Origin of the sequence: Streptomyces sp. NBC_00654, assembly GCF_026341775.1 — a bacterium.
In the GTDB taxonomy this organism is placed as follows: domain Bacteria; phylum Actinomycetota; class Actinomycetes; order Streptomycetales; family Streptomycetaceae; genus Streptomyces.
In genome coordinates this window covers 2,118,176-2,129,820 of the sequence record NZ_JAPEOB010000002.1, presented here as the reverse complement: position 1 = coordinate 2,129,820, position 11,645 = coordinate 2,118,176, and the positions used below count along the sequence as shown (strand labels likewise).

11 protein-coding genes are annotated in these 11,645 nt (G+C 69.4%); 6 read left to right on the top strand and 5 right to left on the bottom strand.

Annotation, left to right across the window (positions count from 1 at the left end; translation table 11 throughout):
• Positions 1–26: 26 nt before the first annotated feature.
• Positions 27–1,214: a quinolinate synthase NadA gene (gene nadA, locus OHA98_RS29745; RefSeq protein ID WP_266930009.1), complete on the bottom strand. Its 1,188-nt coding sequence runs from the start codon at positions 1,212–1,214 to the stop codon at positions 27–29.
• A 222-nt stretch (positions 1,215–1,436) separates the two neighbouring features.
• On the opposite strand from nadA, the gene OHA98_RS29740 reads away from it, so the two are divergent.
• Positions 1,437–1,793: an iron-sulfur cluster assembly accessory protein gene (locus OHA98_RS29740; RefSeq protein WP_073725163.1), complete on the top strand. Its 357-nt coding sequence runs from the start codon at positions 1,437–1,439 to the stop codon at positions 1,791–1,793.
• A gap of 132 nt (positions 1,794–1,925) precedes the next feature.
• On the opposite strand, the gene OHA98_RS29735 is transcribed toward OHA98_RS29740, so the two are convergent.
• Both OHA98_RS29735 and OHA98_RS29730 read right to left on the bottom strand, forming a co-directional pair.
• Positions 1,926–3,380, bottom strand: coding sequence for a hypothetical protein (locus OHA98_RS29735; RefSeq protein WP_266930006.1), 1,455 nt, complete (start codon positions 3,378–3,380; stop codon positions 1,926–1,928).
• 207 nt (positions 3,381–3,587) lie between these two features.
• Positions 3,588–3,785 carry a hypothetical protein gene (locus tag OHA98_RS29730; RefSeq protein WP_266930004.1) on the bottom strand — a complete coding sequence of 66 codons (198 nt, stop codon included), beginning with the start codon at positions 3,783–3,785 and terminating at the stop codon, positions 3,588–3,590.
• A gap of 159 nt (positions 3,786–3,944) precedes the next feature.
• On the opposite strand from OHA98_RS29730, the gene OHA98_RS29725 reads away from it, so the two are divergent.
• On the top strand, positions 3,945–4,919 hold the full coding sequence (locus OHA98_RS29725) for a carbohydrate kinase family protein (protein WP_266930002.1): 975 nt from the start codon (positions 3,945–3,947) through the stop codon (positions 4,917–4,919).
• On the opposite strand, the gene OHA98_RS29720 is transcribed toward OHA98_RS29725, so the two are convergent.
• Positions 4,920–6,302, bottom strand: a complete 1,383-nt coding sequence (locus tag OHA98_RS29720) for a cysteine desulfurase/sulfurtransferase TusA family protein (RefSeq protein ID WP_266930000.1) — start codon at positions 6,300–6,302, stop codon at positions 4,920–4,922.
• Between the two features lie 270 nt (positions 6,303–6,572).
• On the opposite strand from OHA98_RS29720, the gene coxB reads away from it, so the two are divergent.
• From coxB to OHA98_RS29700, 4 genes are all read left to right on the top strand, one after another.
• Entirely contained in the window at positions 6,573–7,541 is a 969-nt protein-coding gene (gene coxB, locus OHA98_RS29715) for a cytochrome c oxidase subunit II (protein WP_266929998.1), read from the top strand.
• Positions 7,538–9,274, top strand: a complete 1,737-nt coding sequence (gene ctaD / locus OHA98_RS29710; protein WP_266929996.1) for a cytochrome c oxidase subunit I — start codon at positions 7,538–7,540, stop codon at positions 9,272–9,274. The genes coxB and ctaD overlap by 4 nt, the downstream gene beginning before the upstream one ends.
• Positions 9,271–9,669, top strand: a complete 399-nt coding sequence (locus tag OHA98_RS29705) for a cytochrome c oxidase subunit 4 (RefSeq protein ID WP_266929994.1) — start codon at positions 9,271–9,273, stop codon at positions 9,667–9,669. Before ctaD ends, OHA98_RS29705 begins: the two co-directional genes overlap by 4 nt.
• A 130-nt stretch (positions 9,670–9,799) precedes the next feature.
• The gene (locus OHA98_RS29700) at positions 9,800–11,053 is read left to right on the top strand and encodes an Ig-like domain-containing protein (protein ID WP_266929992.1); all 1,254 of its coding nucleotides are present in this window, start codon (positions 9,800–9,802) and stop codon (positions 11,051–11,053) included.
• Between the two features lie 57 nt (positions 11,054–11,110).
• On the opposite strand, the gene OHA98_RS29695 is transcribed toward OHA98_RS29700, so the two are convergent.
• Positions 11,111–11,512 carry a hypothetical protein gene (locus OHA98_RS29695; protein WP_266929990.1) on the bottom strand — a complete coding sequence of 134 codons (402 nt, stop codon included), beginning with the start codon at positions 11,510–11,512 and terminating at the stop codon, positions 11,111–11,113.
• Positions 11,513–11,645: the final 133 nt, after the last annotated feature.

Genomic DNA, 11,645 nt, shown 5'->3' with positions numbered 1-11,645 from the left:
GTATACGTCGGGCCGCGCCCGCGCGGCTACGCCAGCGCGAGCATCCGCTCCAGCGCGAGCTTCGCGTACTTCTCCGTCTCCGGGTCGACCTCGATCCGGTTGACCGGATTGCCCTCGGCCAGCGACTCCAGCGTCCAGACGAGGTGCGGCAGGTCGATCCGGTTCATCGTCGAGCAGAAGCAGACCGTCCGGTCGAGGAAGACGATCTCCTTGTCCTCGGCCGCGAAGCGGTCGGCGAGCCGGCGGACCAGGTTCAGTTCCGTGCCGATCGCCCACTTCGAGCCGGCCGGGGCCGCTTCCAGGGCCTTGATGATGTACTCGGTCGAACCGACGTAGTCCGCGGCCGACACGACCTCGTGCTTGCACTCCGGGTGCACCAGCACATTGACGCCGGGTATGCGGGCGCGCACGTCGTTGACGGACTCGACCGAGAAGCGCCCGTGCACCGAGCAGTGCCCGCGCCACAGGATCATCTTCGCGGCGCGCAGTTCCTCGGTGGTCAGGCCGCCGCCCGGCTTGTGCGGGTTGTAGAGGACGCAGTCCTCCAGCGTCATCCCCATGTCCCGCACGGCGGTGTTCCGGCCGAGGTGCTGGTCGGGGAGGAAGAGCACCTTCTCGCCCTGCTCGAAGGCCCACTCCAGGGCCGTCTTCGCGTTGGACGAGGTGCAGATCGTGCCGCCGTGCCTGCCGGTGAAGGCCTTGATGTCGGCGGAGGAGTTCATGTACGAGACGGGCACGACCTGTTCGGCGACACCGGCCTCGGTCAGGACGTCCCAGCACTCGGCGACCTGCTCGGCGGTGGCCATGTCGGCCATCGAGCAGCCCGCCGCCAGGTCCGGCAGCACGACCTTCTGGTCGTCCGTGGTCAGGATGTCCGCCGACTCGGCCATGAAGTGCACGCCGCAGAAGACGATGTACTCGGCCTCCGGGCGCGCCGCCGCGTCCCGGGCGAGCTTGAACGAGTCGCCGGTGACGTCCGCGAACTGGATGACCTCGTCGCGCTGGTAGTGGTGGCCGAGGACGAAGACCTTGTCCCCGAGCTTCTCCTTCGCGGCGCGGGCGCGCTCCACCAGGTCCGGGTCGGACGGGGAGGGGAGGTCGCCGGGGCACTCGACGCCGCGCTCGCTCTTCGGGTCGGCCTCACGGCCGAGCAGCAGCAGCGCGAGGGGCGACGGCTGTACATCCAGGGGCTGGGCGGTGGTCACGTCACGCACCCTCTCTTCTCTGCGGACTAGCCTTTTCGTCTATTTGACGTTATTTATGATAACCGCTTCGCGTCACGTTGACGATGCCGATCGCGTCGATGTGACGCATCCGGCTGCCCGGGTGGTGTGCGAGCATGAAAAGGAACAGACAGGCGCCTGGCCCGGAATGAATCCGCGGCCCCGACGGTTGAAACGTCGGCAAGCAGTCCGTACAACCCGGGAGAGAAGCAGATGTCCGTATCGGACGAGACCACCACCGTGAACGACGGCATCCTCCTTTCGGACGCCGCCGCAGCCAAGGTCAAGGGCCTGTTGGAACAGGAGGGCCGCGAGGACCTGGCGCTGCGCGTCGCCGTTCAGCCCGGCGGTTGCTCGGGCCTGCGCTACCAGCTCTTCTTCGACGAGCGTTCGCTCGACGGCGACGTCGTGAAGGACTTCGACGGCGTCAAGGTCGTCACCGACCGGATGAGCGCCCCGTACCTGGGCGGCGCCTCCATCGACTTCGTCGACACCATCGAGAAGCAGGGCTTCACGATCGACAACCCGAACGCCACGGGTTCCTGCGCCTGCGGCGACTCCTTCAACTAGGGCGTATGCCGAAAGCAGCGCCGTCCGCCCGAAGGGCGGGGCTTTCGGCACACGCCCTGGGCGGCGGACCGACGGCGGCGGCCCCCGGGAAGTGATCCCGGGGGCCGCCGCCGTCGTGTGTCCGGACCGTGTTCAGCCGCGCGGCACCGCACTGCCCGACTCCGCGTCGACGACCCTGCGGTCGCCCAGCGGCGCGTCCAGCGTCACCGTCCGCTTCAGCTCCTTGGCGATCATGACGCAGACCTTGTCGCCGTCCTGCTTCGCCTCGGTCACCGACACCCGCACCTGACCCGCGCTCTCCTCGGCGCTCGCCGTGTACGTGCTGCACACGCCGCCCCAGAACGTCACCTCCAGCGTCCGGCCGTCCGCGCTGTACGAGGTGACCTTCCGGTCGCCCGGCTGCTGCGGGGCATCCGGCTTCGTCAGGAAATCGGGGGCCACGGCCACCTGGGTGACGGTGCTCTCCGGCCCGCCGGGCGCCGACCGTACCGAGAAGAGCCAGGAAGGTACGAGGGTCTGCCGGCCGTCCACATGGTTCAGGGCCAGCCCGAACACCGCCTTGTGGACCGTCCGCGTGACCGGCGCCGGCTTGCCGTTCGACGGCACGCACTGCGGCTGAGAGGGCTTCGTGGGCTTCAGGGGCTTCTGCCCGTCCTCCAGCGGTACCCCGTCCTCCAGCGGTACGGGGACGGCGCAGCCGCCGACGTCGGGCGGGCCGCTGTTCCGGTTGGCGGCGTTCAGCTGTTTCAGCGCCTCGTCCGCGCCGACCGCCGGATAGGTGTCGCCCTTCTCCAGGGCCTTCAGATGCCCGCTGCCGCCGACCACCTCGCCGCCGGGGCCCACCTGGATCCCGGTCTGCCAGCCGTACGTGGGCAGCCCGTCGACCACCGGGTCGGCGTTCACCACCCGTACGGCGCCCATCAGCTGGCCCGCGTCGAGGGCCGCGCCGTCCTGGCCGGCCGCCTTGAGCACGGGGGCCGCGGCCGCCTTGGCCGCCTTGTCGCTCACCGGGTCCGCCGCGCCCGGCCCCCCGTCCTTGTTCGCGCACATCCTGCCGGGCTCGCACGGGACCGGGCCCCCGGAGCCGTACCGGGCGAACGTCCAGGTGCCCGGCGCCTGCTTGGTGACCTTGAGGGAGGGGCCGTCCTTGCCCGCGCCCACCGCCCAGGAGGTGCCCTCGGTGTGCGGGGTGCCGGTGAGGCCGAGGGCCTTCGCCAGCCGGGTGACCTCGGCCGCGGTGACGGTGCCCGTCGCGCGGTGGACGGCCGCCGAGTCCGGGCCGTCGGGCAGCTCGCCGGAGGCGCGGTAGACGATCCCGGAGCCCCCCGGGTCCGGTTCGCCCGGGGCGATGCCCGGGGGCGGCGCCCCGGGGGTCTCCTCGGACGCGTCCAGGGACAGCAGGGGGGCCGCGCCGGCGCTTTGGGGCGCGGCGCCACTGTCCGTACCGCCGCCCTCCGAGGCGGTCGAGGCCCAGTACGCGCCGCCGCCGCCGGCCAGCAGCACCGCTGCCGCCACCGAGACCACCGCGAGCGGTGGACGTCGCCGCCGGAGACCGGTCACGTCGTTGTCGGGTCGCTCGGTGCTCACCGGATCGCTCCTTCGACTGCATCGCCGTCACGGTGTCTGCCGTGTGTCCCCCGGGTGGTGGACAACGGTGGGACGGAGCAGGGGAGCGCACGGTTCCACCGGCGTGCGCGGGGGAGTCCGCGCCCGCCGGTGGAGCCCCGGCCGGACCGGTGGGAACCGGCCGGAAAAAGCCGTTTGCCGCAGCCGGTTCCGGGGCTCGGACCGGTCTCAGTCGCCGTACTCGGACATCGAGTCGATCAGCCGGGCGGACGCGGGAGGCACCGATACCCCGTGGATCAGGGACGGTGCCACCGGGGCCGCGGCCGCCCTCGCCGGTACCACCCAGTGCGGCGCCATTCGCGCGCAGTCACCGCGCAGCTCGGCAAGGCTCATCTCGGACTCACGCGGTGCGATGTGCTTCGACATATCCGCACCGTATGCACGGTCGTGCTCAGGTAGAAAGCCCTACTATCGGGTAGTTTTCCCCTCTCGGTCGGAACGCGATCACCCGGTAGCGTGAACTGTCACGCCGTCCCGGAGGGCGCGCTCAGCGTTCCCTTCGCCTTCCGCAGGAGCATTCTCCCCGTGCGTATTGCAGTCACCGGCTCCATCGCCACCGATCACCTCATGACCTTCCCCGGCCGTTTCGCCGACCAGCTGGTCGCGGATCAGCTGCATACGGTCTCCCTCTCCTTCCTCGTCGACAACCTCGATGTGCGCCGGGGCGGTGTCGCCGCGAACATCTGCTTCGGCATGGGCCTGCTCGGCACCAGCCCGGTCCTCGTCGGCGCCGCCGGCTCCGACTTCGACGAGTACCGCGCCTGGCTCGACCGGCACGGTGTCGAAACCGGCTCCGTACGGATCTCCGAGGTCCTGCACACCGCCCGCTTCGTCTGTACGACCGACGCCGACCACAACCAGATCGGCTCCTTCTACACGGGCGCGATGAGCGAGGCCCGGCTGATCGAGCTGAAGAGCGTCGCCGACCGGTTCGGCGGCCTCGACCTGGTCTCGATCGGCGCCGACGACCCCGAGGCGATGCTCCGGCACACCGAGGAGTGCCGCACCCGGGGCATCCCGTTCGCCGCCGACTTCTCCCAGCAGATCGCGCGCATGGACGGCGAGGAGATCCGGATCCTGCTGGACGGCGCCACGTACCTCTTCTCCAACGAGTACGAGAAGGGGCTCATCGAGTCCAAGACCGGCTGGAGCGACGAGGAGATCCTGGCCAAGGTCGGCCACCGGGTCACCACGCTCGGCGCCCGCGGTGTCCGGATCGAGCGGGTCGGCGAGGAGACGATCGAGGTCGGCTGCCCGGACGAGGAGGCCAAGGCCGACCCGACCGGCGTCGGCGACGCCTTCCGGGCCGGTTTCCTCTCCGGTCTGGCCTGGGGCGTCTCCCTGGAGCGCGCGGCCCAGGTCGGCTGCATGCTGGCCACCCTGGTCATCGAGACGGTCGGCACCCAGGAGTACACCCTGCGCCACACCGACTTCATGGACCGCTTCACCAAGGCGTACGGCGACGTGGCCGCCGCCGAGGTGCGCGTCCACCTGGTGTAGTCAGCCGAGCCGGCGGACCACATAGGCCGAGCCCCGGTCCGCCGGCTCCTCACCCACGTACTCCTGACCGCGCATCTCGCACCAGGCCGGGATGTCCAGGCGCGCCGCCTCGTCGTCGGCCAGGACCGTCACCGTGCCGCCCACGGGCACCTCTCCGATCACCTTTGCGAGTTCGATCACCGGAATCGGGCAGCGCCGGCCCAGAGCGTCGACGACGAGGGACTCCGCGGGAGCGGGGGAGACGGGGGCGGCCACCGGGGCGCCCAGCTTCTCCCGGACCCCGGCCACCACGCCCGGCAGGACATCGAGGAAGCGGTCGACATCGGCCCGGGTGGTGCCCGCCGGGAGCGAGACCCGGACATTTCCCTCGGACAGCACGCCCATCGCCTTGAGCACATGGCTCGGCGTCAGTGTGCTGCTGGTGCAGGACGAACCGGACGATACGGAAAATCCCTCCCGATTCAGTTCATCCAGCAGCGTCTCCCCGTCGACATAGAGACAGGAGAAGGTGACCAGATGCGGCAGCCGCCGCTCCGGGTCGCCCACCACCTCCACATCGGGCACCCGCGCGGCCACCGAGGTCCGGATCAGTTCCACCAGGGCCCGCAGCCGTACCGATTCGGCCGCCGCCTCGGCGCGCACCGCCCGCAGTGAGGCCGCCGCCGCCACGATCGCCGGGATGTTCTCGAACCCGGCGGCCCGCCCCGACTCCCGTTCCCCGAAGGGGCCTTGGGGGGAGAAGCGGACCCCCTTGCGCACGGCCAGCAGCCCGACCCCCGCGGGCCCGCCCCACTTGTGGGCGGAGGCGGTCAGCAGCGACCAGCCGCCGGGCACCGGCCCCCACCCCAGCGACTGGGCCGCGTCCACCAGCAGCGGCACCCCGGCGGCGGCACAGATCCCGGCCACCTCGGCCACCGGCTGCTCGGTGCCCACCTCATGGTTGGCCGACTGGAGGCAGGCCAGCGCGGTGTCGGCGCGCAGGGCCCCGGCGTACGCCTCCGGGCTCACCGCCCCCGACCGGCCGGCCGGCACCTCGGAGCACGACCCGCCCGCGGCCTCATGGGCCGCGGCCGAATGGAGTACCGACGAATGTTCGACCGCGGAGTGGACCAGATGGCGTCCGACACGCCGACGCCCGGCGAGCGCCCCGGCGATCGCGGCGTGCACCGCCGTCGTCCCCGAAGAGGTGAACACCAGCTCGTCCGGACGGCAGCCGGCCGCGTCCGCCGCCGCCTCCCGGGCCGCGTCCAGCAGCAGCCGGGCGCGCCGCCCCTCCCGGTAGAGCCTGGCGGGATCGGCCCAGCCCTCGTCCAGGGCGGCAAGCAGCGCCTGGCGGGCGACGGGGTGCAGGGGGGCGGCGGAGGCGGCGTCGAAGTAGGGCACGCCGCCACGCTAGCCCGCCCCCGCTCCCACCCCGGAGCCGACCGCCCGCCGGGACGGGAGAGGGGGCGTCAGATGGCGGCTGGAGGCCCGGATTCCACCCCTTCGGGGAGTCGGGCGGCGCGTTGGGCACCCTCCCCGCGCGACCCCAAATAGCGTCCAGTAGGGTTTGGTCCGCATAAACATCCAAACCCCTGCCCGCGTCAGGGCCGGCGACCGACCAGCGAGACGGGCGCGCCGACCGTGCGGGCGAGACTCTCGGGAAGGCGCTACGTGAGTCCCAACGGCTCCGACCGCTCGTCGCGGCGCCCGATGCGGCGGAAGCTGCCGCAGGTGCTGACTGCGGGCCTGGTCCTGGCGACGGCCTCCGGTTGTTCATACAACTGGGAGGATTTCCCTCGCCTTGGTATGCCCACCCCGGTAACGGAAGAGGCCCCTCGGATCCTCTCCCTCTGGCAAGGCTCGTGGGCGGCAGCGCTCGTCACGGGTGTCCTTGTCTGGGGGCTGATCATCTGGAGCGTCATCTTCCACCGGCGCAGCCGGACCAAGGTGGAGGTACCTCCGCAGACCAGGTACAACATGCCCATCGAGGCGTTGTACACAGTGGTTCCCCTCATCATCGTCTCGGTGCTCTTCTACTTCACCGCGCGCGATGAATCGAAGCTCCTCGAACTCTCCGAGAAGCCGGCCCACACCATCAACGTGGTCGGCTACCAGTGGAGCTGGGGCTTCAACTACATCGAGAAGGTGGAAGGCCAGCCTTCCGCCGGCAGCGAGATCCCCAAGGAACTCGACGCCATTCCCGACCGGTACCGCAAGGACTTCCCCAAGGACGCCGGCGGCGTCTACGACGTGGGCATCCCCGGCACCCGCAACCCGCAGAACGGCAACCCGGGTCCGACCCTGTGGCTGCCGAAGGGTGAGAAGGTCCGCTTCGTCCTTACTTCGCGTGACGTCATCCACTCCTTCTGGGTGGTGCCGTTCCTCATGAAGCAGGACGTCATCCCGGGCCACACCAACGCGTTCGAGGTCACTCCCACCAGGGAGGGCACCTACATGGGCAAGTGCGCCGAGCTCTGCGGCGCCGACCACTCCCGGATGCTCTTCAACGTCAAGATCGTCTCTCCCGAGCGTTACCAGCAGCACCTCAAGGAGCTGGCGGAGAAGGGTCAGACGGGCTACGTGCCGGCAGGCATCGAGCAGACGGACCCGGCCAGGAATGCGGAGACGAACAAACTGTGAGCATCCTCAACGAACCTCAGGGTGCCGAGGCAGCAGACGACTCGTACGAGGACGAGCTGCCGGTACGGCGCAAGCAGCCGGGAAACGTCGTCATCAAGTGGATGACCACCACTGACCACAAGACGATCGGCACGCTCTACCTGGTCACGTCGTTCGTGTTCTTCTGCATCGGCGGACTGATGGCGCTCTTCATGCGCGCCGAGCTGGCCCGTCCCGGCACGCAGATCATGTCGAACGAGCAGTTCAACCAGGCGTTCACGATGCACGGCACGATCATGCTGCTGATGTTCGCGACGCCGCTGTTCGCCGGATTCGCGAACTGGATCATGCCGCTCCAGATCGGTGCGCCCGACGTGGCGTTCCCGCGGCTGAACATGTTCGCGTACTGGCTGTACCTCTTCGGGTCGATCATCGCGGTGGCCGGCTTCCTCACCCCGCAGGGTGCGGCCGACTTCGGCTGGTTCGCCTACTCCCCGCTGTCGGACGCGGTCCGCTCGCCGGGCATCGGCGCCGATATGTGGATCATGGGTCTGGCCTTCTCCGGCTTCGGCACGATCCTCGGTTCGGTCAACTTCATCACCACGATCATCTGCATGCGCGCACCCGGCATGACGATGTTCCGCATGCCGATCTTCGTCTGGAACGTCCTGCTGACCGGTGTGCTGGTCCTGCTGGCCTTCCCGGTGCTGGCCGCCGCGCTCTTCGCGCTGGAGGCGGACCGCAAGTTCGGCGCGCACATCTTCGACGCGGCCAATGGCGGCGCACTGCTCTGGCAACACCTCTTCTGGTTCTTCGGCCACCCAGAGGTGTACATCATCGCCCTGCCGTTCTTCGGAATCATTTCCGAAGTGATCCCGGTGTTCAGCCGTAAGCCGATGTTCGGCTACATCGGCCTGATCAGCGCGACGATCGCCATCGCGGGCCTCTCGGTGACCGTGTGGGCCCACCACATGTACGTCACCGGCGGTGTGCTGTTGCCGTTCTTCTCCTTCATGACCTTCCTGATCGCGGTACCGACCGGTGTGAAGTTCTTCAACTGGATCGGCACCATGTGGAAGGGGTCGTTGTCCTTCGAGACACCGATGCTCTGGGCCGTCGGCTTCCTGGTCACCTTCACCTTCGGTGGTCTGACCGGCGTCATCCTGGCCTCGCCCCCGTTGGACTTCCACGTCTCCGACTCGTACTTCGTCGTCGCGCACTTCCACTACGTCATCTTCGGCACCGTGGTCTTCGCGATGTTCTCCGGATTCCACTTCTGGTGGCCGAAGTTCACGGGCAAGATGCTGGACGAGCGGCTCGGGAAGATCACGTTCTGGACGCTGTTCATCGGCTTCCACGGCACGTTCCTGGTGCAGCACTGGCTCGGTGCCGAGGGCATGCCGCGTCGTTACGCGGACTACCTCGCCGCCGACGGCTTCACCGCGCTGAACACGATCTCGACGATCTCCTCGTTCCTGCTCGGCCTGTCGATGCTGCCGTTCTTCTACAACGTCTGGAAGACGGCCAAGTACGGCAAGAAGATCGAGGTCGACGACCCGTGGGGTTACGGCCGTTCGCTGGAGTGGGCGACCTCCTGCCCGCCGCCGCGGCACAACTTCCTCACGCTGCCGCGGATCCGTTCCGAATCCCCGGCGTTCGACCTGCACCACCCGGAGATCTCGGCGCTCGAACAGCTTGAGCACCACTCCGAGGCCGACAAGGCCCTCGCCGGCGGCAAGGAGGCGGGCAAGTGAAGGTCCAAGGCAAGATGTTCATCTGGCTGAGCGTCTTCATGCTCGCCATGGCCGTCACCTACGGTGTGTGGTCCAAGGAGCCGGTGGGCACCACCGCGCTCGTCCTGGCCTTCGGCCTGAGCATCATGATCGGCTTCTATCTGGCCTTCACGGCCAACCGGGTCGACCAGATGGCCCAGGACAACAAGGAAGCCGATGTCGCGGACGAGGCCGGCGAGGTGGGGTTCTTCTCCCCGCACAGCTGGCAGCCGCTCTCGCTGGCGGTCGGCGGCGCCTTCGCCTTCATGGGCGTCGTCTTCGGCTGGTGGCTGCTCTACTTCTCGGCCCCGATCCTGCTGATCGGACTCTTCGGCTGGGTCTTCGAGTACTACCGCGGTGAGAACCGCACCCAGTGACACCGCACCACCCGTAACACCCGCAGCACCCCGCGAGGGGCCCGGACCGCTCAGCCGAGCGGTCCGGGCCCCTCGCTCGTTTGCAGGCACTGAACGCGCTGGATCGGATGAATCTTCTTAGCGTGGGTTCATGAACCAGACGCCCCGCATCCGCACCGTAGTGAGCTGCACTCTGCTGGTCGTGACCCTGGTCGCAGGGGCGACGGCCTGTGGTGGATCCGATGGCCATCCGCTCGCGGCGAAGCCGTACGACGCGGGCGACCAGGTCTCCTTCAACGGTCCGTCCGAGGGCCGCAAGGCCGACCCGGACAAGCCCCTCGAAGTCACCGTCACGGATGACGACACCCGGATCACGGATGTGTCGGCGGTGGACCGGGGCGGCCGCCATCTGGCGGGCGAGCTGACCGCCGACGGCAGACGCTGGCACTCCACGGCCCCGCTGGCGGCCGGCACCGGATACACCGTCAGGGTCTCCACCGAGGACGACGACGGGGCTCCGGGCAGCCGTACGCTCACGTTCGACACCGCCTCGCCCAAGAAGCTGCTGAGCGTCTCCTTCGGCCCCAGGGCGGGCACCTACGGCGTCGGACAGCCCATCACGGCGGAACTGAGCGCTCCGGTCGCGGACAAGGCCTCACGGGCCACCGTGGAGCGCGCCCTGAAGGTCCGCTCCACGCCCGCGGTGACCGGCTCCTGGTACTGGGTGGACGACAAGACCCTGCACTACCGCCCGCAGGACTACTGGCCCGCCAGGGCCACCATCGAGGTCCGCAGCAACCTCACGGGCATCAAGGTGACCAACGCCCTCTACGGGGCCGCCGCCAAGCCGCTGAAGCTCACCACCGGGGACCGCATCGAGGCCGTGACCGACGCCTCGGACCACTCGATGACGGTGCTGCGCAACGGAGAAGTGATCAACACCATTCCGGTCACCACCGGCAAGCCCGGCTTCTCCACCCGCAACGGCGTCAAGGTGGTGCTCGGCAAGGAGTACTACGTACGCATGCGCGGGGAGAGCATCGGCATCGCGGCCGGCTCCTCCGAGTCGTACGACCTGCCGGTCTACTACGCGACCCGGGTCACCTGGAGCGGCGAGTACGTCCACGCCGCCCCCTGGTCCACCGGCTCGCAGGGCAGCGCGAACGTCAGCCACGGCTGTACGGGCATGAGCACCGACGACGCCGAATGGTTCTTCGACACCGTCCGCGAGGGCGACATCGTCAAGGTCGTCGGCAGCGAGGGCGAGACGATGACCCCGTTCGACAACGGCTTCGGCGACTGGAACCTGACCTGGGAGAAGTGGCAGAGGGGCAGTGCCCTGCACAGCGGGGCACCGGACGGCGCGAACACGGTCCAGGCCGCACGCCTGCGCCCCCAGGTCTGACCCGGCAGCGGAGTGCGCTGCCCCCCGGAACGTCTCCCCAGGCCCCCGTGGGGGCCCTCAGGCCCCCACGGAGAGCCGGGAGCGCAGCAGGGCGGCCAGGGCGTCCGCGAACTCGACCGGTTCGACCGGCAGGGTCACCGCGGCGTCCGCGCGGCTCCAGGTGGCCAGCCAGGCGTCCTGCGGGCGGCCGATCAGCACGAGCACCGGCGGGCAGTCGAAGATCTCGTCCTTGATCTGCCGGCAGACGCCCATGCCGCCCGCGGGAGCCGTCTCCCCGTCCAGCACGCAGATGTCGATGCCGCCGCCGTCCAGTGCGGACAGGACGGCGGGCAGGGTGGCGCACTCCAGGAACTCCACCGGTGGCACGTCCGCCGCAGGCCTGCGACCGGCTGCCAGCCTCACCTGCTCGCGGATGTTGGCGTCGTCGCTGTAGACCAGGACCGTGGCGGTCGGCTGCATTGTTCCTCCGTGACATCTGTGTCTTCGGGGCTCTCGGGGCATGAACCGATGCGCGGATCGTACTCCGACCGACAGCCTGTCAGCACCGGTAATGACACCGATTCGATGGGCCGTTCGGGGAGGACACACCCCT